This is a genomic window from Streptomyces pilosus (assembly GCF_014649835.1).
Taxonomy (GTDB): Bacteria; Actinomycetota; Actinomycetes; order Streptomycetales; family Streptomycetaceae; genus Streptomyces; species Streptomyces pilosus.
Genome location: NZ_BMTU01000001.1, coordinates 839,996 through 864,005, shown reverse-complemented (window position 1 = coordinate 864,005; position 24,010 = coordinate 839,996). Strand labels below are relative to the sequence as shown.

Annotated in this window: 13 protein-coding genes; 9 read left to right on the top strand and 4 right to left on the bottom strand. The window is 70.8% G+C overall.

Features of this window, described 5'->3' with window-relative positions:
• Position 1: 1 nt before the first annotated feature.
• A complete protein-coding gene (locus tag IE118_RS03900; protein ID WP_189555800.1) occupies positions 2-1,285 on the top strand; it encodes a nucleotide sugar dehydrogenase in 1,284 nt (427 codons plus the stop codon).
• Between the two features lie 79 nt (positions 1,286-1,364).
• Positions 1,365-2,333: a UDP-glucose 4-epimerase GalE gene (gene galE / locus IE118_RS03895; RefSeq protein ID WP_189555799.1), complete on the top strand. Its 969-nt coding sequence runs from the start codon at positions 1,365-1,367 to the stop codon at positions 2,331-2,333.
• 74 nt (positions 2,334-2,407) lie between these two features.
• On the opposite strand, the gene IE118_RS03890 is transcribed toward galE, so the two are convergent.
• From IE118_RS03890 to IE118_RS03875, 4 genes are all read right to left on the bottom strand, one after another.
• On the bottom strand, positions 2,408-4,552 hold the full coding sequence (locus IE118_RS03890) for a glycosyltransferase (RefSeq protein WP_189555798.1): 2,145 nt from the start codon (positions 4,550-4,552) through the stop codon (positions 2,408-2,410).
• Positions 4,549-5,829, bottom strand: coding sequence for a glycosyltransferase (locus IE118_RS03885; protein ID WP_221345289.1), 1,281 nt, complete (start codon positions 5,827-5,829; stop codon positions 4,549-4,551). The genes IE118_RS03890 and IE118_RS03885 overlap by 4 nt, the downstream gene beginning before the upstream one ends.
• Before the next feature lie 191 nt (positions 5,830-6,020).
• A complete protein-coding gene (wecB, locus tag IE118_RS03880) occupies positions 6,021-7,124 on the bottom strand; it encodes a non-hydrolyzing UDP-N-acetylglucosamine 2-epimerase (protein ID WP_189555796.1) in 1,104 nt (367 codons plus the stop codon).
• A gap of 158 nt (positions 7,125-7,282) precedes the next feature.
• Entirely contained in the window at positions 7,283-7,885 is a 603-nt protein-coding gene (locus tag IE118_RS03875) for an acyltransferase (RefSeq protein ID WP_189555795.1), read from the bottom strand.
• Between the two features lie 737 nt (positions 7,886-8,622).
• On the opposite strand from IE118_RS03875, the gene IE118_RS34405 reads away from it, so the two are divergent.
• From IE118_RS34405 to obgE, 7 genes are all read left to right on the top strand, one after another.
• Complete coding sequence (locus IE118_RS34405) at positions 8,623-10,155, top strand: FG-GAP repeat domain-containing protein (RefSeq protein ID WP_268248917.1); 1,533 nt, start codon at positions 8,623-8,625, stop codon at positions 10,153-10,155.
• A gap of 74 nt (positions 10,156-10,229) precedes the next feature.
• The gene (locus IE118_RS03865) at positions 10,230-13,880 is read left to right on the top strand and encodes a LamG domain-containing protein (RefSeq protein ID WP_189555794.1); all 3,651 of its coding nucleotides are present in this window, start codon (positions 10,230-10,232) and stop codon (positions 13,878-13,880) included.
• Positions 13,881-13,976: 96 nt separating this feature from the next.
• Positions 13,977-20,975, top strand: a complete 6,999-nt coding sequence (locus tag IE118_RS03860; protein WP_229846648.1) for an RHS repeat-associated core domain-containing protein — start codon at positions 13,977-13,979, stop codon at positions 20,973-20,975.
• A 72-nt stretch (positions 20,976-21,047) separates the two neighbouring features.
• Positions 21,048-21,644 carry a hypothetical protein gene (locus IE118_RS03855; protein ID WP_189555793.1) on the top strand — a complete coding sequence of 199 codons (597 nt, stop codon included), beginning with the start codon at positions 21,048-21,050 and terminating at the stop codon, positions 21,642-21,644.
• Between the two features lie 219 nt (positions 21,645-21,863).
• On the top strand, positions 21,864-22,184 hold the full coding sequence (rplU, locus tag IE118_RS03850) for a 50S ribosomal protein L21 (RefSeq protein WP_004931419.1): 321 nt from the start codon (positions 21,864-21,866) through the stop codon (positions 22,182-22,184).
• A 14-nt stretch (positions 22,185-22,198) separates the two neighbouring features.
• Positions 22,199-22,453 (top strand): 50S ribosomal protein L27, encoded by a 255-nt coding sequence (gene rpmA / locus IE118_RS03845; protein WP_055632588.1) that lies wholly within the window; start codon positions 22,199-22,201, stop codon positions 22,451-22,453.
• A 106-nt stretch (positions 22,454-22,559) separates the two neighbouring features.
• The gene (obgE, locus tag IE118_RS03840) at positions 22,560-24,005 is read left to right on the top strand and encodes a GTPase ObgE (RefSeq protein WP_189555792.1); all 1,446 of its coding nucleotides are present in this window, start codon (positions 22,560-22,562) and stop codon (positions 24,003-24,005) included.
• Positions 24,006-24,010 lie beyond the last annotated feature (5 nt).

Here is a 24,010-nt window from a genome sequence, read left to right as displayed (position 1 = left end):
CATGAACATCTGTGTAGTAGCGCTCGGCAAGATCGGGCTTCCGCTCGCCGTGCAGTTCGCCTCCAAGGGCCACCGCGTCATCGGGGCGGACGTCAACGAGAAGGTCGTCGAGCTGGTCAACGCCGGCGTCGAGCCCTTCCCCGGCGAGCACGACCTGGACGTCAAGCTCAAGCAGGCCGTGGACGCCGGGCTGCTGAGCGCGACGACCGACACGGCCGCCGCGGTGGCCGAGTCGGAGGCCGTCGTCGTGGTCGTCCCGCTGTTCGTCGACGCCGAGGGCGTGCCGGACTTCGGCTGGATGGACGCCGCCACCCAGGCGATCGCCCGGGGCCTCAAGCCGGGCACGCTCGTCTCCTACGAGACCACGCTGCCGGTCGGCACCACCCGCACCCGCTGGGCACCGATGCTCGCCGAGGGCTCGGACCTGACCCCGGGCGAGGACTTCCACCTCGTCTTCTCGCCCGAGCGCGTGCTCACCGGCCGGGTCTTCGCCGACCTGCGCCGCTACCCGAAGCTGGTCGGCGGCATCGACGAGGCCTCGGCGGCTCGCGGCGTCGCCTTCTACGAGGCGGTCCTGGACTTCGACGCCCGCGACGACCTGCCCCGCCCCAACGGTGTCTGGGACCTGGGCACCGCGGAGGCGTCCGAGCTCGCCAAGCTCGCCGAGACCACCTACCGCGACGTCAACATCGGCCTGGCGAACCAGTTCGCCCGGTTCGCCGACAGCAACGGCATCGACGTCAAGAAGGTCATCGAGGCCTGCAACTCGCAGCCCTACAGCCACATCCACCAGCCGGGCATCGCCGTCGGCGGCCACTGCATCCCGATCTACCCGCGGATGTACCTGTGGAACGACCCGGCCGCCACCGTGGTGCGCTCCGCCCGCGAGGCGAACGCCGCGATGCCCGAGTACGCCGTCGACCTGCTCGCCGCCGCCTACGGCGACCTGACCGGTGTCAACGTGCTGGTGCTGGGCGCCGCCTACCGCGGCGGCGTCAAGGAGACGGCGTTCTCCGGCGTCTTCCCGACGGTCGAGGCGCTCAGGGCGCGCGGCGCGGTGCCGTTCGTCTCCGACCCGATGTACACCGCGGAGGAGCTGGCGGCGCACGGCCTCACCCCGCACGCCGGCGAGAAGGTCACGGCCGCCATCCTCCAGGCCGACCACGCCGAGTACCGCGCCCTGACCCCGGCCGACCTGCCGGACGTCACGGTCCTCGTGGACGGCCGCCGCACCACCGACCCGGAGGCCTGGAAGGGCGTCCGCCGGGTCGTCATCGGCGGCTGAGGACGCTCCGGCGCACGACTGGGTGGCCCCGCCCCGGCACACGCCGGAGCGGGGCCCTGGCACGAGAGGCGAAATTCTCATGACCTGGCTGATCACGGGTGGCGCGGGCTTCATCGGCTCCCATGTGGTGAGAGCCATGACGGACGGTGGCGAGCGCGTCGTCGTCCTCGACGACCTGAGCACCGGCCGGGCCGAACGGCTTCCCGGGGGCGTGGTGCTGGAGGTCGGCACGGTGCTCGACCGGGAGACGGTGGACCGGGTCCTGCGCGAGCACGCCGTCACCGGCATCGTGCACATCGCGGGCAAGAAGCAGGTGGCCGAGTCCGTCGCGCGGCCGCTGCACTACTACCACGAGAACGTCGAGGGCCTGCGCGTCCTGCTCGGGGCGGCCGTCGCCGCGGGCGTGAGCCGCTTCGTCTTCTCCTCGTCCGCGGCCGTCTACGGGATGCCCGACGTGGAGCTCGTCACCGAGAAGACGCCGCCCGCCCCCATCAACCCCTACGGCGAGACGAAGCTCGCCGGGGAATGGCTGGTCACGGCGGTCGGCTCCGCCCACCGGATGGCGACGGCCTCGCTGCGCTACTTCAACGTGGCGGGGGCGGTGACACCCGAACTGGGCGACGACGGCGTCTTCAACCTCGTCCCCATGGTCTTCGAACGGCTGGACGAGGGCGAGGCGCCGCGGATCTTCGGCGACGACTACCCGACGCCCGACGGCACGTGCGTACGCGACTTCGTCCACGTCGAGGACATCGCCACCGCGCACGTCGCGGCGGCCCGCCGGCTGGTCGCCGACCCCGACGCCCGACTGACCCTGAACATCGGGCGCGGCGAGGGCGTGTCGGTCGCCGAGATGATCGAGGTGATCCTGGACGTCACCGGGCGTACCGGCGTCCGGCCGGCCGTCGGGGGGCGCCGTCCGGGAGATCCGGCGCGCGTGGTGGCCTCCGCCGACCTCGCCCGCTCCACGCTGGGCTGGAACGCGCGGCACGACGTGCGCGCGATGGTCGAGTCGGCGTGGGAGGGATGGCGCCTGCGCCACTCCTGACCGACGAGGACGACGAGAAGCGGGGAGGGCCTCCGACCGGAGGCCCTCCCCGCTTCTCGATCACCGCTTCCCGGTCAGCCGTTGCTCAGGAACAGCTGGTCGAAGTGCTTGCGCACCATGGGCCAGTCCCACTCGGTCAGCGCGTGCTCGGCGGCGCGCTGACCGGCCTGCCGCCACGCCTCCTCGGTGCTGGTCGTCTTGAGGATCCGCTCGGCCGCCTCCTCGGGCGATCCGACCACCCAGTCCCCGGGGTAGAGGGTCCGGGCGCCGTTGGCCTTGCCGGCGTAGAACGGCCAGTCCCGCACGACCGGGACGGCCCCGCTCGCGGCTCCCTCCATCACACCGACGTGGCAGCCCTCGCGCACCGAGGAACTGAGGATGGTGCCGATGGAGGCGAGCTCGGCCGGGACGTCGTCCGTCGGTCCGACCCGTACCACCGCTCCGGACTCCACCAGGGGAGCCAGCTCCGCCTCGAAGTCGCGGCGGTACTCACGGGTGGCCTGGCTGGTCTTCCGGTTCATGTCGCCGCCCACCAGGAGCAGCCGGTAGCGCTCGTCGTGCTTGCGCACCTGCTCCAGGACCCGCACCGCCCACTTGGGGTCCTTGGCGACCTGGCTGAGGCCGACCAGACCCAGGTTGAAGCGGGCCTCGGGGCTCTTCGGCCGGGCGAAGCCGGAGAGGTCCATGGCGTTGTGCAGGACGTGCAGGCGCGGCGCCCGCTCACCGCGGAGCTGGGGAACCAGCGACGTGGTCAGGTCCCGCACGTGGGGGGCGACGAAGACGAGGTCGTCGATCCGGGAGAAGTCCGTCTGGTGCGGCCAGCGGGTGAACGCCTCGTAGCTGTGCAGCCGCACCACGATCCTGGCGTCGCCCGGATCGATGGTGGTGAGCATGCTGGCCGGTCCCGCGGCCCACTCCAGGAAGACGGTGTCGGCCCAGTCGAGGTGGGGGCGCATCAGCCGCTCCACCTCTTCCTGGTAGTCGCTGGTGCCCTCGGCCAGCCGGTCCTGCAGCATCCGCGTGGCCGCCCACGCGGCGCGCTTGTAGTGCTTCGACGCCGCCAGGTCCAGGAAGCGCAGTTCGACGCCGGGGTGGTCGGCGTAGTGCTGCTGGACGAGACGGAGGAAGTTGTCGTTGGCGCTGGTCATGATCAGCAGCCGCAGCGGGCGGTCGGTGGGCGCGGGGGCCGCGGGGACGCGGCGGCCCTGCGGGCGGCCGACCGCCCGCATCACCTTCGACCGGTGGAAGGGGGCGACGAACCCCTCGGCGTCGTCCGCGAGCGGGGACGACAACTGGTCGATGTGCAGGACGCGGTGGAAGCCGAGGAACAGGGCCCGGTTCAGCGCCTTCGCCGCCGTGTCGAGCCGCCCCGCGGCGAACTCGGCGTCGGCGTAGGCGAGCTGGGTCGCCGTCGCCTTGTCCAGGTGGCGGGGGCGGATGCCCTTGGAGACCTCCTGCATCACCGCCTCGTCGAGGAGTTCCGCCTTGAGCGCGAGGTCCGGTATCTTCCCCGCGGCCTGGGTGAGGGCCAGGGCGGCACCGCTGGTGCGTCCCGCCCAGCGCATGCCCTCGGAGACGTAACGCGACGTCGCGGCACGCACCTTGACCGGCATGCCCGGTGCGGTGACGGCGGTGCGCCAGAGCCGGGCACCGACCCCGGACCGCATCACGGGCCGGGCCGTCGCGGTCCGCAGGAGCGTGGCGGGGAGGCTCTCGACACTGCGGCGGACGTCACGGGCGACCATCGGCAGGGGCGGGAGCACGGAAGCCGTCGGCCGGCGGGCGGACCCGCCGTCGCCGGCCGTCAGGGTCTCGACGGCCTTCAGACCGGCCGCGAGACCGAACTTCGCTTCCGCGCCGCGGTTGTACTGGGCCAGCCGCCACACCGTGTAGACGGCGTCGGGGTCCAGCGCGACCAGCACGTCGGCCTTGCGGGCCCGGCCGCGGAGCCAGGAGTCGCGCTGCGACTGCATCCAGACGCGCAGACCGCGGGGCGACTTGCTCGCCCGGCGGCGCAGGGCCTGACTGCGGTGGGACAGCCCACGCGGCAGCTGGTGCGCCTCGGCCAGGCCCAGGGCGGAGACTTCCTCGGCGACCGGCTCGAGGTGGAACGTCCCGGCCAGGCGGACGCGCGCGCCCTGCGCCTTGAACTTGCGTACGGACTCGGCGAGGACGCCGAACTGCGGCCGGGCGGAGGCGACGAGAAGGACTTCGGTCACGAGGGGGATCCTCCGGTGGTCGACGAGCCCCGCCGGCTGGTGAGGTCTTCGACGAGGTTCTTCACGGCGACGGACATCAGCGCTTCACGGGTGAAGCGATCGGCGTGAGCCATGGCTTCGGCGTGCATCTCGTCGGTCGTCTCCACCGCCATGTGCGCGGCCCTGACGAACGACTCCGTGAGGCCCGCCTCGTCGACGCCGACCGCGCCCGTCCAGAGCGGGTGGCCCTTCAGCACGTTCGACGCGTCGTGCTCGACGGCGTGCGCCGAGACGATCGGCAGGCCGGTGGCCATGTACTCGTACACCTTGCCGGAGGTCACGTACCGGCCGCCGATGAGGATCAGCACCATGGCGTCCCACCGGGCGTAGATGGAGGACACCTCGGCCTTGGCCGCGGGCCCCTGGAAGAACACCCCGTCGGCCTCGGCCTGCTTGAGGATTTCGGAGTGCCCGTTCGCCTCGCGGCTCGCGCCGGCGCCTATGTGGCCGCGGAGTTCGAACCGCGCGTTGGCCAGCAGCGGCTCCTTCTCGCGCGCCGCACGCCAGGCGTTCAGCACCGTCTGCAGGTGCTGGGTGCTGAAGTTGACCGTGCCCAGGTAGCCGAAGACCAGACCGGCCTCGGGGTCGGGGGCGTGCAGGCGGCCCGGCGAACTGTCCGCGTCGTAGCCGTTGCGCACCACGTGTACGCGGTCGGCGAAGTCCGGGTAGCGCTTCCGGTAGTGCTCGGCGATCGGGTCGTTGACCACCCACAGGGAGACGGCGTGCCGGAGGATCTTCTCCTCCCAGCGGCCCTCCTCCGAGTCGGGGGAGAACGCCTCGACACCCTCGACGACGTCGATGGACCACCCGTCGCGGAAGTCCACCGCGTAGGGCACCCGGGCCTCTTCCCACAGCTTCCAGGCCGCGGCCAGGTTCACGTAGGGGACGCAGGTGGCGAGCAGCAGGTCCGCGGGCCGCTCCCGGTGGATGCGCAGGACGGCGTCCTCCAGGTCGCCCCTCCACTCACCGAAGTTCGGTTCCGGGAAGGCCTTCTGCTGACGCCTGCGCAGGGCGTTGATCCAGCCGTTGGGGTTGAGGGCACGCGCCTCGTCGAAGAGGCGGATGTCCGTCTCGAGGTCCTCGCGGGCGAGCGGCAGTTCCACCACCTCGACCCTCGGGTCGACCTGGTCGAGCAGGGAGAGGTCGATGCCGGAGTCCCGCTCCCACGAGTCCCGGGCGATGGTGACGACGGTGACGTCCCAGCCGGCGTTGATGAACTGGTTGGCGGTTTCGCGCATCCGGTAGGCCGAGCTCTTGGCGGCCGGAGGGAATCCGATGGCTAGGTAGATGGCGTGCGGCCGCGTGCCTTCCGCGGACGGCCGGGACTGGGGAGACGGTGACATGGCGATTGACGCTAGCACGGCAAAATGCGGTGAAACGACCCTGTCGGATCGTCGCCGGGACGGGTGTTCCCGTCCCGGGAGCCGCCTCATGCGCGCCGGCTGCCTCCTTCCCAATCCTCCATGATCCGGACGACGTTCTCGGCGGCGTGGCCGTCGCCGTAGGGGATGCCGGGGTCGGCGTCCGGCGCGGTGCGGGTCACCGTGGCGGCCCACTCCTCGGACGACAGCAGGTGCGGGTCGGGAACGAGGACGTTCCAGCCGGTGCCGACGGTCTCCACCCACTCCGTCTCGGGACGGACCGTGGTGCAGACGCGCTCCAGCAGGAACGCCTCCTTCTGCAGTCCCCCGGAGTCCGTGACCACGCCGGCGGAGGCGAGGACGGCGGCGACCAGGCCCGCGTACGGCAGCGGCCGGCCGACGTGCAGGTTGCCCTGCGTCAGCTTGATGCCGTGCTCCGCGGCGCGCGCGACCAGCCGCGGGTGGGCGGCGAGGGCGACCGGCAGCGGCAGCTTCGCGAGCGACTCCACGAGGGCGGCGAGCCGCTCGGGGTCGTCGGTGTTGTCCGGGCGGTGCAGCGTCGCGAACAGGAACGGCTCGGCCGGGTCGATGCCTTCGGGCAGGACGGGGGCCGGGTGTTCACCGGCGAGGACGGCGTCCCGGATGCGCAGGCAGATGTCGACCATGACGTCGCCCGCGAGGCGGGCCCGGTGGGCGAGGCCCTCGTTCGCGAGGTGCCGCATGGCCTCCTCGGTGGGGGCCAGCAGCAGGTCGGCGCAGTGGTCGGTGAGGACGCGGTTGTGCTCCTCCGGCATGCGCCGGTTGAAGGAGCGCAGCCCCGCTTCCAGGTGGGCCACCGGCAGGTGCATCTTCACGGCCGACAGAGCGGCGGCGATGGTGGAGTTCGTGTCGCCGTAGACCAGGACCCAGTCGGGCCGCTCCCGTTCGAGCACGGGGTCGAGGGCGGTGAGGACCGCGCCGGTCTGCAGGCCGTGGCTCCCGGAGCCGACGCCCAGGTGCACGTCGGGGTCGGGAATGCCCAGACCGGAGAAGAACACGTCCGACAGGTCGGCGTCGTAGTGCTGGCCGGTGTGCACGATGACGTGCTCGTGATCGGACTTGGCGAAGGCCGCCGCGATGGGGGCGAGCTTCACCAGTTGCGGACGGGCGCCGACGACGCTGATGACTTTCACTGAGTGCTCTTCTTCTGTGTTCGGGCTGTCGGTTCGAGCAGCGGGCCGGGCCCCGGCCCGAAGAGACGATGTGCGCAGGGGTGGTCCCCCGCCGCACACCTCATCTGACGCGGGGCAGCCCTGAACGGTTGTACGGGTCGGTAACGGGTTGCTATCCGTTACGCTTCGTTTTCGGTCAGGAGACCATCCTTCTCGGTGTACAGCGCACCGGTCTGCGGGCACTCCCACAGTCCCGGCTCGTCCGTACGTTCCACCAGACGCACGCCGGTCCGGCCGACCCAGCCGACCCGGCGGGCGGGAACACCCACGACCAGGGCGAAATCCGGGACGTCCTTGGTGACGACGGCGCCGGCGGCGACCATCGCCCAGCGACCGATACTAACCGGCGCGACGCACACGGACCGGGCGCCGATCGAGGCACCGTCGGCGATCCGGACGCCGACCGCCTCCCAGTCGCCCCCGCGCTTCTGCTTGCCCTCGGGGTCCACCGAGCGCGGGTTGTGGTCGTTGGTGAGGACCACGGCGGGACCGATGAAGACGCCGTCGCCGAGCTCCGCCGGCTCGTACACGAGCGCGTAGTTCTGCAGCTTGCAGTTGTCGCCCATGCGCACGCCGGAACCGACGTACGCCCCGCGGCCGATCACGCATCCCTCACCGAGACGGGCGCCTTCCCGGATCTGCGCGAGGTCCCACACGCTGCTCCCGGCGCCGATCTCGGCCTGCTCGTCCACCTGGGCGCTGGGCTGGACCCTGTAGTTCACTTCTTCGCCTTCCGCTGACCGGTTCGCCTGGTGAGCATACGGGGCCGCCGGAGGCGGGGGCACGCGAGTCTCCCGCGGGCGGGCGTCGCCGGGGCCGCCGCCGTCCGGGACGGTCCGGGGCGGGTGGCGACGGTGTCGCCCGGGTGCCCGCGAGGCGGCCGGAAACGAGCGCCCGACGTGTTCGTCACCGGAAATGCCGACGGGGAGGGCGGGCGTTCCGGCGGCTTCACGGAATGACCATTTCGCACGGTGTGGGAGAAGTGTCGGCGGTGAATGCGGCTGCTTTTGATATCCGTCCGCACGTGTTTTCCGTACGGCTCTTTCCGGCCATCTTCTCCGATCGCGCCCTGACGTGTCCGCCGAGCCGTGCGCGCCGGCGGACGAGCGGGCCGGTCACGTCCGCACGGATTCCGCCGGCCGGCGTGCGCGCCCGTGGGGCGCCGGGGAGCGGTCAATCGGCGCATACGAGGGCAAGGGTGGACGCCCGGCAGGTCTTCCGCCGCGACGGGATTTCCGCATCGGGGCACTTTGCCGGAATTGCGGCGCGGATGCGCCCTGGTGGAGATGGTGTGGGAGTCGCGCCCTTCTGTGCGCCTCCCCTGGAGAGCCTGTGACTTTCCTGTGACTTATGTCATGGTCATCGAAACGTGGACGGCTATTGCAGAGGGACTTCGCGTGGAGCAATGATCTCGGGACTTTTTTCATTCCTCCTTATTTGCGGGGCGTCTGTGTCAAGGGTGGGGAAAATCTGGCGGCGCGGTTCCGTCGCCGTCGCCGTGGGGGCGTTGCTGACGTTCGGTGTGGGAACCGGCGGTACACCCGCCGCGGCCGCCGTCGCCTGTCCCTCCGGCGTCGAATCGGACTTCAACGGCGACGGCATCAGGGACACGGCGATCGCCGACCCGGAGGCGACGGTGACCGGGGTGCGGGGAGCCGGCGAGATCCACGTCGTCTACGGCGGGGGCAAGGGCACGCTGACCGTGTCCCAGGCGCTGGACAGCATCCCGGGAGGGCCCGAGACGGGCGACCGGTACGGCTTCGCGCTCGCCGTCTACGACGCCGACCTCGACGGCTGCAGCGACCTGGTGGTCGGCACGCCGTACGAGGACCTGGGGACCGTTCCCGACGCCGGGGTCGTGCAGGTCCTCCACGGTTCCCCCGCCGGGCTGAACGGCGGGAAGGCCGTCAAGGAGTTCCTCCAGGGCGCGGACAAGCCCCTGAGCGGCGGCCCGGAGGCCGAGGACTGGGTCGGCTACGCCGTCGCGGCGGGCAAGACCTCCTCCGGCACGCCCTACCTGCTGATCGGCTGCCCGGGCGAGTCGATCGGCGACATCCAGGACGCGGGGGGCTTCCACTACGTCAGCGGCACCGCGCAGACGGCCACCCTCAACCACCAGGACACCGACAAGGCCGGCGCGGTGGCCGGCGTGGCCGAGGCGGACGACCGCTTCGGCTCCAGCCTCGCGGCCACCCCCACCCACTTCGCGGTCGGCAACCCCGGCGAGGCGATCGGCACCACGCCCTTCGGCGGTGGCGCGGGGTACTTCAGCCACGCGCTCACCTCCGGCTACCCCAAGCCGCTCGGCGGCCTCTCCCAGGACCTGGACGGGATCAGCGGGGCGGAGGAGGCCGGCGACCAGTTCGGCGCCTCGCTCGCCATGGTTCCGTACCGGTCCTCCGGCGCCACCACCACGACCCAGGTGCTGCTCGCGGTCGGCGTCCCGGGCGAGGACCTGTCGACGACGGTCGACGCGGGTGCCGTCCAGGTCTTCCGGATCGCGGCGAACGGCACCTACGACGAGGTCGCCTGGATCGACCAGAACACCGCGGACGTCGCCGAGGACACCGAGGCCGGTGACTTCTTCGGCCAGCAGCTCGCCGCCGTCAGCACCGCCCCGAACGCCACCTCCACCGGAGCCAACACCCGGCTGGCCGTCGGCGTGCCCGGCGAGGAGTCGTCCGACGAGCACCGGGACAAGGGCGGCGTGCACGTCATCCCCCTGGTCGGACCGCCCGGCGCCTCCGACGAGTGGATCGACCCCGGGTACGGCATCCCCGGCGCTCCTGCCCACCGCCAGCTCGCCGGACTCTCCCTCGCGGCGACCCCCTCCCTGCTGCACGTCGGCATGCCGTACGGCCCCGCCGAGTCCCGCGCGGTCCACGGCTTCCCGTGGAACGTCGCCTCGGGGGGAGAGCCGACGGTGACGTTCCGGCCCGGCGAGGGCGGCATCCCCGCCACCGGCACCGCCTTCGGGGCGGCGGTCCGATGACGGCGACGGCAGGAAACCACGCGGCCGGCGGCCGCAGCGGCGGGACGGACATGGACGAAGGGGAGCGTGGACAGGTGTCCGCAGACAGACACAGGCCGGTACGGCGCGCCCTCGCGGTGCGCGCCGCCCTGGCGGCCGCCGTCGCCGGAGCGGTGGTGGCGGGAGTGGTGGCCCTCCCGGGCGGCGGCGGACCGGAGCGCCAGACTCCGGTCGCGGCCGACCAGCCTGTGGTGACCGAGCAGCAGGCGCTCGCCGCGGCCCGGAAGACCGGCAAGAAGACCGAGGTCGTCGGACTGCGCGGCGAGCGCCGCGAGATCTTCGCCGAGCCCGACGGCTCCTTCACCGCCCGCGAGTACACCGAGCCCGTGCGCACCCTCCAGGGCGGCACCTGGGTCAAGGTCGATCCGACGCTGGTCGAGCGGGCCGACGGCACCTGGGGCCCGAAGGCCGCCACCGTCGACCTGGCCTTCTCCGCCGGGCAGGCGGGCAGGCCGTTCGTGACGATGCAGCGGGCGGGCCGCGAGTTCGCCCTGTCCTGGCCGTACGGGAAGCTGCCCGAGCCGCGCGTCGACGGCGACACCGCCACCTACGCCGAGGCGCTGCCCGGCGTCGACCTGGCCGTGCGGGCCGAGGCCGACGGCTTCGGCCACCTCCTCGTCGTCAAGACGCCCGAGGCGGCGGCCGACCCGCGTCTGGCCCGCCTCGACCTCGGCATGACGGCCGACGGCCTGAAGGTCGCGGAGGACGCCACCGGCGCGATCGTCGCCGAGGACGCCGTCGTCGGCGGCACCGTCTTCCAGGCGGGCAAGCCGGCCATGTGGGACTCGGCCGCCGTACGGGAGGCCGCAGCCGCGAAGCAGGGCCCGAAGGCCGTGGCGAAGGCGCTGCGGTCCGCGGCGGCCGGAGCCGGGCAGGAGGCGGCCGCCACGGCCGCCCCCGGTCCGCGGGCCACGCCCGAGCCGGCGCTCGAAGGTCCCGGCGGCGGCGGCCGCGTCGCCCCGCTGGACGTCGAGGTCGCGGGGGACCGGCTCAGCCTGATCCCCGACCGGAAGCTCCTCCGGGGCGAGGACACCGTCTTCCCCGTCGTCATCGACCCCATCCAGCGGACCACCTCGCGCACCGCCTGGACCGGCGTCATGTCCGGCATCCCCTCGGAGCAGGACTGGAAGTACTCCGGCAGCGCCGGCGTGGGCAAGTGCCCCACCGACTACAACCCCGTCTCCTGCAACGGCGTCGGCTCCCGCCGCGTGCTGTTCACCATGCCGCTCTCCTTCTACAAGGGGAAGCAGATCAAGGGCGCCACCTTCTCCGCACGGGTGGAGCACATCTACAGCGCGTCCCCGACCGCCGAGCCCATCCGGCTCTACCGGATCGGCGGCAAGAACCACACGATCACCTCGTCCAGCAACTGGTCCAACACCCAGGACGACTGGGACGACCACATCGGGACCGTCGACAAGGCGATCTCCCCGACGTCCTGCTCCAGCCAGCCCAACCTGAACTTCGAGTCGGGCGAGAGCGGCGAGCTGACCAGTGAGATCAGGACGGCGGCCACGGACGGCTGGAACGCGATGACGCTCGGCCTGCGCGCCGCCGACGAGTCCCGCTTCGCCGAGTGGAAGCGGATCTGCGGCAACGCCTTCCTGTCGATCAAGTACAACAACCTGCCCCGGCAGATCCGGACCGCGGACATGTCCACCGACCCGGGCGGTCTGTGCAAGTGGGGCGCGAGCCGCCCGACCGTCGACCGGCCGCCGACGCTGAAGGCCATCGCGAGCGACCCCGACCACGGCAACGGCAGGACCGACAAGGTGAAGGTCGAGTTCAAGGTCGACTGGACCGACCCCACCACCAAGGAGGCGAAGTCCTACACCTACCTGAGCCGCGACTGGCTCTCGCCGACCACCGCCACCAAGTTCGAGCACACCGTCAAGTCGACGATCCCGCAGAACACGGTCATCTACTGGAGCGCGCGGGCCACCGACGGTGACGGCTACGGCCCGTGGAGCTCGACGGGCGACCCCGCCCAGCGCTGCGAGTTCGTCTACGACAGGACCTGGCCCGGCAAGCCGCTGGTGCTGTCCAAGCAGTACCCGTCCGACACCGTCTACCACGACGGCGTGGGCACCTACGGCACCTTCACCTTCTCGCCCAACCCGAACGACGCCATCCCGGACACCGACGTCGTCAAGTACCAGTACGGCTTCAACGGTGCCGCGCTCGCCACGCTGACCCCGGACAAGGCCGGCGGTCCGGTCTCGACGCAGTGGATGCCGACCCGTGCCGGACGCCAGGTGCTGGAGGTGATCGCCCTCGACAAGGCGGGCCACGCCAGCAGCACCCTGTACGACTTCCTGGTGAGCGAGGGCAGCCCCGTCGTCGCCCAGTGGAACCTCGCCGACCCGGCCGACGGCACCGAGGCCCACGACGAGAGCGGCGAGTTCTCCGCGACCGCCGGCCCCGCCGTCGCCTTCGGCGCGGACGGCCCCGGCGGCAAGGCGGACAGGGCCGCCCGCTTCGACGGCAGCGCCGACGCCTACCTCGACGTCAGCGAGACCGTGCTGGACACCACGAGGAGCTTCAGCGTCAGCGCCTGGGTGCGGCCCACCGCGCTCGACCGGGACATGACCGTCCTCAGCCAGGACGGCACCGGCGAGCCCGGCTTCACCCTCGGCTACGACGCCACCGCCAAGGCCTGGAAGTTCGCCGTCCCGGTCAACGACGTCGACTCGCTCGGCGAGTGGAAGGCCGTCGCCGCCGGCACCACGGTGGTCAAGGACCAGTGGGTGCTGCTGACCGGCGTGTACGACGCCCAGAAGTCCGGTGGCCCGGAGCTGCGGCTCTACATCAACAAGGAGTCGAAGTGGACCGCCCAGCGCCGCTCCGCCTGGAAGTCGTACGGACCGCTGCAGATCGGCCGGGCCACGGCCAAGAGCGGCTACCGCGACCACTTCACCGGTGACCTCGCCGAGGTCCGCGTCTTCGACCGGGTCCTGCCCGCGGCCCAGGTGGCCGAGCTGATGACGGTCAAGCCGGACCGCAGGGGCTACTGGCAGCTCGACGAGGCCGCGGGCGGCGCCTCCGCGGAGAGCGGCGGCGGACAGGCGCTGACCCTCGCGGGCAACGCCTCGGTCTACCGCCCGGCCGACCCGCTGTTCGACATCGCGGCTCTGGTCGGCGACGGCAACCTCGTCCTGGACGGCGACGGCGACTACGCGTCCACCGCCACCGCCCCGGTCACCGGCACCGGCAGCTTCACCGTGTCCGCCCGTGCCCAGCTCACCTCGCTGGACCCGGAGAAGTCCCAGACGGTGCTGTCCCTGCCGGGCGCCCACGCCAACCGCGTCCAGGTCCGCTACCAGGCCGCGACGCAGCAGTGGGAGCTGGCGGTGGCCAGGACCGACGCGGCGGCCCCCGAGGTCGTCACCTTCACCGACGACCAGGCGCTGCCCGACACCGGCGGCTCCGGCCAGCACCTCGCGGTGGTCTACGACGCCTTCGCCAACGCCATCCGGCTGTACGTCGACGGTCAGCTCGTCGCGGGCGCCCACGGCGACGACACCACCCTCTGGTCCGCCACCGGCGGCCTCCAGGTGGGCCGTTCGCTGCGCGGGGCGAGCGAGTACTTCGCCGGCGCGATCGACGAGGTGCGGGTGTACGGCGGCGCGGCCGACCAGGTCGCGGTGCAGCAGATGGCCGCGCTGACGGCCCTTCCCGACATGTGACGCACCGTCACAGATGAGGTGTGCCGGGTCCACCAGGACCCGGCACACCTGTCCGGCCTGCTCTTCTCCCACCCCCTACGATCAGGAAGTTGACGGATGTTCTTCCGTGGCCGCTCACTGAGCCGCCGCATGCCCAAACCGGTGGTCGCCGCGACAGTGCTCGGGCTCTCGCTCGCGCTGTCCGCGTCGTCGGTCGAGGCAGTGGTGCTCGACGACGGGAACCGGGGCCGCACCGGCCGCCCCGGCGTTCAGGACGACGGGGATCCCGCCAAGGGGACCTCGGCCAAAGCGAAGCCCCGCCCCTCCGACCCGGCCCGCGCGGCCGCGGTCAGGGGCCTGGACAAGGCGGTGTGGCCCCGCGAGGGCGGCGCCGAGCTGACCGTGGGCGCGGCCGGCCCGACCGAGATCGGCGGGCTGCCGGTCACGGTCGGCGAGGCGAGCGCCGGTGCCGCCCGGGGGAAGGCGAAGGCCGCCGCCGGCGCGAAGGCGGCGGCGACCGCCGAGAGCGTCCGCGTCGACGTCCTCGACCCCGCCCGCGCCGCGCGACTCGGCGCGGGCGTCGTGCTGGGCGTCGAGCGCGCCGACGGCGAGGGCAAGGCACCCGCGAAGGTCCGCCTGACCGTGGACTACTCGGACTTCGCCGAGGGCTTCGGCGGCTCCTACGCCTCCCGCCTCCGGCTGGTCCAGCTCCCCGCCTGCGCCACCGTCGCCGTACCGGGCAGCAAGGAGTGCCCCGGGCAGCCCACGGTGCTGCCCACGGTCAACGACGTGCGGACCGGTACGGTCTCCGCCGACGTCACGGCCGCCCCCGCCCCAGCGGAGGGCACCTCCACCATGGCCGCCGGCGCGGCCTCCCTGGTCGCGGTCGCCGCGGGCCCGTCGGGTGCGCAGGGCACGTACAAGGCGACGGCACTGGCGCCGTCGGCCGGCTGGAGCGTCGCCACCTCCTCCGGCGCGTTCAACTGGAACTATCCCTTCCGATCCGTTCCGACGCCGGGCGGTCTGACCCCGACCGTCGGCCTCGGCTACTCCTCCCAGTCGGCGGACGGCCGCACCGCGGCCACCAACAACCAGGGCTCCTGGATCGGCGAGGGCTTCTCCTACGACCCCGGCTACATCGAGCGCCGGTACAAGCCCTGCTCCGAGGACGGCCACGCCGACTCGGGGGAGCAGTGCTGGGCGTTCGAGAACGCCACCGTCATGCTCAACGGCACCTCGGGTGAGCTGGTCAAGGACGACACCACGGGCAAGTGGCACATGTCGTCCGACGACGGTTCCAAGGTCGAGCGGCTGACCGGCGCCGTCAACGGCGACGAGGGCGGCAGCGGCGACAAGGGCGAGCACTGGCGGATCACCACCTCGGACGGCACCGAGTACTGGTTCGGCCTCAACCGCCTGCCGGGCTGGGCCTCGGGCAACGAGGAGACGGAGTCCGTGTGGACCGCCCCCGTCTTCGGCGACGACTCAGGTGAGCCCTGCCACAACGCCACCTTCTCCTCCGCCCACTGCAAGCAGGCCTGGCGCTGGAGCCTGGACTACGTCAAGGACACCCACGGCAACGTGATGTCCTACTACTACGAGCGCGAGACCAACCACTACGCGCTCAACGGCAAGACGGACGTCAACGGCACCGCGTACCACCGCGGCGGCTGGCTCGAGCGCATCGACTACGGCCAGCAGGACGGCAAGGTGTACGCGGCGAAGGCCCCGGCCCGGATCGTGTTCGACACGGCCGAGCGCTGCCTGCCCACCGACGCCTTCGACTGCGCGGAGAGCAAGCGCACCAAGGCCAACGCCGCGCGATGGCCGGACGTACCGGTCGACCAGGAGTGCAAGGCGAGCACGAAGTGCACCTCGCCGGTGCAGACGTTCTTCACCACCAAGCGGCTGACCTCGGTCGTCACACAGATGCGCAAGGACGCCACCAGCTACCGGGACGTGGACGCCTGGCTCCTGACGCACCTGTTCACCGACAACGGTGACGACTCCAAGACCCTCTGGCTGTCGAAGATCGCGCACGAGGGCCGGGCCGGCACCACCGCGGTGAAACTGCCCTCGGTGGACCTCTTCGGCGAGCAGCTCGCCAACCGCGTCGACGCCATCGGCGACAACATCGCGCCCTTCCACCGCTACCGCCTGTCGATGGTGCTCAGCGAGACCGGCGCCCAGCTCGACGTCAACTACGCGCCCACCGAGTGCGCCAAGTCGGCCCTGCCCAAGCCCGGCGAGTCGACCAAACGCTGCTACCCGGTGAAGTGGGCGCCGCCCGGCTTCGTCGACCCGATCACCGACTGGTTCCACAAGTACGTCGTCGCCGCGGTCATCGAGACCGACCGCACCGGCGGCAGCGACGGCATGGTCACCCGCTACGACTACCAGGGCGACGCCGCCTGGCGTAAGGCGAAGCCGGACGGCATCACCGACGAGAAGTACCTCACCTGGGGCGGCTGGCAGGGCTACGGCAAGGTCAAGGTCACCAGCGGCACGGCCGACGAGCAGAAGACCCGCGTCGACTACACCTTCCTGCAGGGCATGGACGGCGACAAGGACCCGTCCGGGGGCGCCCGCTCGGTGACGGTCAAGGACTCCACCGGGACGTCGTACAAGGACGAGGAGGAGTTCACCGGCCACGAGCTGGAGGTCGCCACCTACGACGGCTCCAAGCTGGTCGCCAAGACGATCAACACGCCCTGGAAGCACTACACCGCGACCCAGACCCGCGACTGGGGCACCACCCGCGCGGTGATCGTGCGCACCCAGACCGGCCGCGGCCTCAACCTGAAGGCGGACGGGACCTGGCAGGAGACCCGGGCCACCACCACGTACGACACGTCGAACGGCACCGGCCGGGTGCTGACGGTCGACGACCAGGGCGACCTCTCCACCGCCAAGGACGACTCCTGCACCCGCACCACCTACGCGGACAACACGGCGAAGAACATCCTGTCGCTGCCCGCGCGCAGCGAGTCCGTCTCGGTGAGGTGCTCCGCCACCCCCGACCGCAGGACGCAGGTCCTCGCCGACGAGCGCACCTCCTACGACGCCGGAGCCTTCGGCGCGGCCCCGGTCAAGGGCGACGCGACGAAGACCGAGCGGATGACGTCGCACAACGGCACCACCGCGACATACCAGGTCACCGGCACCACGACCTACGACGCCTACGGCCGGCCGCTGTCCCAGAAGGACGCGAAGCAGAACGAGACGAAGACCGTCTACACCGAGACCAACGGCCTGCTGACGAAGACAGCCGTCACCAACGCCGCCGGTCACGTCACCACCACCGACTACGAGCCCGCCTGGGGCATGTCCAAGGGCCAGACCGACCCCAACGGCAAGCGCACCGACCTCGCGTACGACGCCATGGGCCGCCTGACGTCGGTGTGGCTGGCGGACCGGGAGAGCAGGCAGACACCGAGCATCAAGTACTCCTACGACGTCCGCAAGGACAAGGTCACCTCGATCAAGACCGAGAAGATCGAGAACGACGGGTCCTACGGCAGCGAGTACCAGCTCTACGACGCCCTGCTCCGGCCGCGCCAGATCCAGACCGAGGGCCTGGACGGCACCCGCATGGTCGCCGACACCTGGTACGACGGCACGGGCAACGTCAAGAAGACCAACGCCACGTACAACGCGGCGGGCGCTCCCTCGGCCGAGCTGCTGATCGTCGCCAACGGCGAGGTCGGCCAGCAGAGCCTGATGAAGTACGACGGTCTGGGCCGGCCCACCACGCAGGTCTTCGCGGTCGGCGGCGGCGAGCAGTGGCGCACCACGACCTCGTACGAGGGTGAACTGACGCACGTCGACCCGCCGGTCGGCGGCGTGCCGACCACGACGGTCACCGACGGTCAGGGCAACGTCTCCGAGATCCGTCACTACCGGGGCGCCTCCCCGGCGGCGGGCGTTCCCTACGACTCCACCACGTACACGTACACCGCGGCGGGTCAGCTCGAGACGGTCACGGACGCCAAGGGCAACGTGTGGCGCTACGAGTACGACCAGCTGGGGCGCAAGACCAAGTCGGTCGACCCCGACGCGGGCACCTCGCGCACGGAGTACGACGTGCTGGACCGCCCGGTCGCCACGTACGACGGCCGGAACAAGAAGAACTCCACGGTCTACGACAGCCTCGGCCGCGTGGTGACGACCTGGCAGGGCGACCCCGACACGGGCACCAAGCTCACCGAGAACAGGTACGACAAGGCGGGCTGGCTGGGCTATGCCTACGGTTCCCTCAGCTACACCTCTTCGACCGAGTACTTCGCCACGGCAGTCCAGTCGATGGATGAGTTCTACCGCCCCCTGAAGACGGCTTACCAGATACCGGCCTCACAGGGCGATCTCGCCGGCACCTACGTCTTCACGTCCGGCTACAACCGGGACGGCACAGTCCAGAGCACTGGCCTGCCTGCCGTCGGAGATCTGCCGGCCGAGGTACTGACCTACACGTATGACAGCCTGCAGCGCCCGATGACCACGACGGGTTCCACCCCCTATGTCACCAACACGGTCTACTCGGGCAAGAGCCTGCTGCAGCAGCTGGAGCTGTCCACCGGCAGTGGCAAGAAGGTGTGGCAGACCTACAGCTATGAGAAGGGCACCAACCGACTCACCCGCTCGGTGGTCGACGTCTACGGCGCGACGGCTCCGGCGAAGGACTCGCGGTACTCCTACGACCAGGCCGGCAACGTCCTGTCGATCGCGGACACCTCGAACTCCGCCGCGCCGGACATGCAGTGCTTCGCCTACGACGGCCGGCAGCGGCTGAAGGACGCCTGGACTCCGCAGGCCACCGCGGCGAGCGCGGCCGGCATGGGCACGCGCGGCTCCGCCACCCCGGTGGACGGCAGCGGCCCGGCGGCCTGTGACCCCGCGGCCGGATCGAGCCCGCTGGGCGGACCCGCCCCGTACTGGAAGTCCTACGAGACCGACGCCATCGGCAACCGCGTCTCGGAGACGGTCCACGACACCGGGCTCGACGCGTCGAAGAACATCACCCGCAGCTACGAGTACGGCACCGCGGGCGCGCTGGGCGACGGCCCGCACCAGGTCACCAAGATCGTCGAGAAGACCCCGACGGGTGACCGGCAGTCGACGTACGAGTACGACGACGCGGGCAACACCACCAAACGCACCACTGATGGCGACGCCCAGTCCTTGGTCTGGACCGATCAGGGCAAGCTGAAAGAGGCCACGGAGGCGAACGGGACGAAGACCAGCTATCTCTACGACGGATCCGGCAACCGCCTGCTGCGCAAGGACCCGTCCGGGACCACGGTCTACCTGCCGGGCACGGAACTGAAGCTTTCCGCCGACGGAACCAAGAAGGAGGCCACCCGCTACTACGACCACGCCGGCCAGACTGTCGCGGTCCGTACCGCCGGCAAGGTGTCGTTCATCGCCTCGGACCACCACGGCACGGGTGAAGTGGCGATCGACGCCGCGACGGGCGCGGTCAGCCAGCGCCGCTTCGATCCGTTCGGTGTCGAGCGCGGGGAGAAGACCGGCATCTGGCCCGGGGAGAAGGGTTACGTCGGGGGCACCATGGACGCCTCGACCGGCCTGACCCACCTGGGGGCGCGCGAGTACGACCCGGTGATCGGCAAGTTCATCTCCGTCGACCCGATCATCGATCACACGCAGCCGCAGCAGATCAACGGCTACGCGTACGCGAACAACTCGCCGGTCACGCACGCCGACCCCAGCGGCATGATCATCCCGGAGTGCCGGGAGGGTCTGATCGAGTGCCGCGGCGGCCAGCCGTACTACCCGAAGACGAAGGTCGAGAAGGCGCAGTCCGACTACGACCTGGCGTCCTGGAAGGTCACCCAGGCACAGGGGCAGCAGGCCGCGGCCAAGCAGCGGATCAAGTCCGCGGGCAAGGCCCTCGTCAAGATCGTCCGCGACATCCTCGGGGTCGACGCGGCCCTGGACTGCATTTCCACCGGTGACGTCGGATCGTGCGGCGAGACCCTGCTCAACATCGCCGGCAGCTTCGCGGGCGGCCTGGCGGGCAAGGTTCTCGCGAAGTACGGCGCCCCGTGGAACTGGGCCAAGGGCTACCGCCTCGCCAAGAGGGTCACGGGCCTGGTCGGAGACCTGATCGGTGGCGTCAAGAGCCTGTGGAAGGCCAACAAGGCGGTCAGCAACGCGACCGCGGGGCTGGCCAAGGCCGGGGAGAAACTGAAGGACGCCAGAAAGAAGGCGGCCGAGGCACTTAAGAAGAAGAAAAAGCCTGAATGCCACAGCTTCCTGCCCGGCACGAAGGTCCTGCTCGCCAACGGAAAGACCAAGCAGATCGAGCAGGTGGAGCTGGGCGACAAGGTCGTCACCACCGACACGAAAACCGGCGAGAAGACGGCTCGCGAGGTCGCGGGAACCATCGTCACCGAGGACGACAAGCACTTCTCCGACCTCACGGTGAAGACCGCCTCAGGCAAGTCCCAGGCTCTGGTCGCCACGACCACCCACCCGTTCTGGGTGAAGTCGGAGCAGGCCTGGATCAAGGCCGGCGATCTCAAGCCCGGGATGACGCTCCACACGCCTTCGGGCGACACGGTCGAGGTCGAAGCCAATCGTCATTTCGAGAAGCGGCAGCGCACCCACGACCTCACCGTGACGGGCATCCACGCCTACTACGTCCTGGCCGGCACGACACCGCTCCTGGTGCACAACTGTGATGTCGCCCTGGGCTGGCAGGACAATGGCAAGCTCGACAAGTGGGCGGGAGACAACGGCTTCGAGACCTTCTCCAATGTGCCCGGCGACGGCTGGAAGATGGCGGCACGCAAGGCCATCGTCGATCCCAATGTGACGTTGCACGTCAACAAGTCGGGGCTCGGTGACTTCATGGAGGCCGCGCAGCGCGGACTCACCAACGGTGAGGACGGATACGCCACCGACCTCGAAATGGCCTACATCGCCCGGGCTCTCGCCAACGGCCAGCGATCATGGAGTTCGATCAAGTGGTATTCACCGAATACGAGCGGCAAGGGCGTAACCCTGGACGCGGAAACAGCGATGCCGGATCTGTCTGGGCTGGACGGCGCGCTGGATCCCGTCAAGGGTGGGGTGCTACCACATTGCGGCTGCTGAGAGGCGATCATGGATGCGGAATGGAAGGCCCTGTACCCGGACGTGGCGGCAGCCGGCAGTCTGGGAAGGGCCATGGCGGAGACCGCAGGGCGGCGTGGATGCGACGTCGGACCGATCGGTCCGGTATCCGCGCCCGTGCGAGTCGAGACGGACAGAGGTGTCGTCTCGGTCGGTCTCGCGGCAGAGGAGCGATTGTTCCTCATCGGGGTGCACACGCCGGGATTCACCTGGGTGACCGGCTCGACGGACGATCTTGGTCTGGTCGTGGAGGCGGTGGCGGCGTGGCGTGACGGACTTCCGCTCGACGACTTCGAAGCGAAGTATCCCTTCATGGAGCTCGACGAATTCGCCCGGCCGCTCGCAGCGGGCGACCCGGCTCCTCTGCAGTGGTCGCGCCTCCTGTCGTCCGATTTCCACGCGGATCAACGCACCTTGTTGACCCGTTTGCACGAGGACGAGCGGCTGCGTCTCCTGTTTCCCACCGTCACGCACGGTGTCGTCCGGCTCCGGGTGGACCCGCTGGACGGGGGGAGCCGCCAGTTCCTCGTGCGGGAAGTGGCCCCGGACCGGTATCAGGTCGATACGGTGGGAGGCATCAAGGGCGCGGGTGCGACGGTTCCGACCGCAGACCTCGTGGCTCACCTGAGGAACCTTCAGGGCGAGCGGTGAGGGCTCGACCGGCCTGGTGAGGTCCTTTGCGCCCGGGGCCCGGTTTGACCCCTCAAGCCGGGCCCCGTAACCTTGACCGTCGGCGTGTCCACAGGGGCCGCCACATCCCCGTAAACCTCTTCCTTCCGGGTGCCTCGGTGGCCGGGAGAGGTCGTCCGTGTTCGTTGCCGGGTGGCTGGCCTGCGGGGGTGCCGTTCTTCGAGTGAGAGTGAGATCCGCGTGTACGCCATCGTGCGCAGCGGTGGTCGCCAGCACAAGGTTGCTGTCGGCGACATCGTTGAGGTTGACAAGATTTCCACCGCCAAGGTGGGCGACACGGTCGAGCTCTCGACCCTGCTCGTCGTCGACGGCGACGCCGTGACCAGCGACCCGTGGGTGCTGGCCGGCATCAAGGTCCAGGCCGAGGTCGTGGACCACCACAAGGGCCAGAAGATCGACATTCTGCGCTACAAGAACAAGACCGGCTACCGCCGTCGTCAGGGCCACCGCCAGCAGTACACGGCGATCAAGGTCACTGAGATCCCCGCGGCTGCGAAGTAAGGGACTGAGGAGAGATGGCACACAAGAAGGGCGCATCGTCCACCCGTAACGGTCGTGACTCCAACGCTCAGCGCCTCGGCGTGAAGCGCTTCGGCGGTCAGGTCGTGAACGCGGGCGAGATCCTGGTCCGCCAGCGCGGCACCCACTTCCACCCGGGCGCCGGTGTCGGCCGCGGCGGCGACGACACGCTGTTCGCCCTGGCCGCCGGTGCGGTGCAGTTCGGCACCCACCGTGGCCGCAAGGTCGTGAACATCGTTCCGGTCGCCTGATCGGAAGCTTTCGCGAGGCGGACCTCACTTCCCGGTCGGGAAGGCGGGTCCGCCTTTCGCGTGTTAAGACAGAAAATCGCTCATACGTCTCTGGAGGCACCCCACCATGACCACCTTCGTGGACCGCGTCGAGCTGCACGTCGCCGCGGGTAACGGAGGCCACGGCTGTGCCTCCGTCCACCGTGAGAAGTTCAAGCCGCTCGGTGGACCCGACGGCGGGAACGGCGGACGCGGCGGCGACGTCATCCTGACCGTCGACCAGTCCGTGACGACCCTCCTCGACTACCACCACTCCCCGCACCGCAAGGCCACCAACGGCAAGCCCGGTGAGGGCGGCAACCGCAGCGGCAAGGACGGCCAGGACCTGGTCCTGCCCGTGCCGGACGGCACCGTCGTCCTCGACAGGGCGGGGAACGTGCTCGCCGACCTCGTGGGCCACGGCACGTCCTACGTCGCCGCCCAGGGCGGACGCGGCGGCCTCGGCAACGCCGCCCTCGCCTCCGCGCGCCGCAAGGCGCCCGGCTTCGCGCTGCTCGGTGAGCCGGGGGACCTCCAGGACGTCGTCCTGGAGCTGAAGACCGTCGCGGACGTGGCCCTCGTCGGCTACCCCAGCGCCGGCAAGTCGTCGCTGATCTCGGTGCTCTCCGCCGCCAAGCCGAAGATCGCCGACTACCCCTTCACCACCCTTGTCCCGAACCTCGGCGTCGTCACCGCCGGGTCGACCGTCTACACCATCGCCGACGTGCCGGGGCTGATCCCGGGCGCCAGCCAGGGCAAGGGCCTCGGGCTGGAGTTCCTGCGGCACGTCGAGCGGTGCAGCGTGCTCGTGCACGTGCTGGACACCGCCACGCTGGAGTCCGACCGCGACCCCCTCTCCGACCTCGACATCATCGAGGAGGAGCTGCGGCAGTACGGCGGCCTCGACAACCGCCCCCGCATGGTCGTCCTGAACAAGATCGACGTGCCCGACGGCAAGGACCTCGCCGAGATGGTGCGCCCCGACCTGGAGGCGCGCGGCTACCGCGTCTTCGAGGTGTCGGCCGTCGCCCACATGGGGCTGAAGGAACTGTCGTACGCGCTCGCCGACCTGGTCGCCCAGGCGAGGGCCGCCAAGCCGAAGGAGGAGGCGACCCGCATCGTCATCCGGCCCAAGGCCGTGGACGACGCGGGCTTCACCGTCACCCGTGAGGAGATCGGCGGGGAGCCGCTCTTCCGCGTGCGCGGCGAGAAGCCCGAACGCTGGGTCCGCCAGACCGACTTCAACAACGACGAGGCCGTCGGCTACCTCGCCGACCGGCTCAACCGCCTCGGTGTCGAGGACCAGCTGATGAAGGCCGGCGCCCGGACCGGCGACGGCGTCGCCATCGGACCCGAGGACAACGCGGTCGTCTTCGACTGGGAGCCGACCGCGACGGCCGGCGCGGAGATGCTCGGCCGGCGCGGCGAGGACCACCGCTTCGAGGCCCCCCGTCCGGCCGCCCAGCGCCGCCGCGACCGCCAGGCCGAACGGGACGACGTCCAGCGGGAGTACGACGACTTCGAGCCGTTCTAGCCGTC

Excerpts from the sequence above, each read along its gene's own strand:
- IE118_RS03900 (WP_189555800.1), top strand. The coding sequence starts at position 2 with ATGAACATCTGTGTAGTAGCGCTCGGCAAGATCGGGCTTCCGCTCGCC.
- galE (WP_189555799.1), top strand. The coding sequence starts at position 1,365 with ATGACCTGGCTGATCACGGGTGGCGCGGGCTTCATCGGCTCCCATGTG.
- IE118_RS03885 (WP_221345289.1), bottom strand. The coding sequence starts at position 5,829 with ATGCGCGAAACCGCCAACCAGTTCATCAACGCCGGCTGGGACGTCACC.
- IE118_RS03860 (WP_229846648.1), top strand. The coding sequence starts at position 13,977 with ATGTTCTTCCGTGGCCGCTCACTGAGCCGCCGCATGCCCAAACCGGTG.
- IE118_RS03855 (WP_189555793.1), top strand. The coding sequence starts at position 21,048 with ATGGCGGAGACCGCAGGGCGGCGTGGATGCGACGTCGGACCGATCGGT.
- rpmA (WP_055632588.1), top strand. The coding sequence starts at position 22,199 with ATGGCACACAAGAAGGGCGCATCGTCCACCCGTAACGGTCGTGACTCC.
- obgE (WP_189555792.1), top strand. The coding sequence starts at position 22,560 with ATGACCACCTTCGTGGACCGCGTCGAGCTGCACGTCGCCGCGGGTAAC.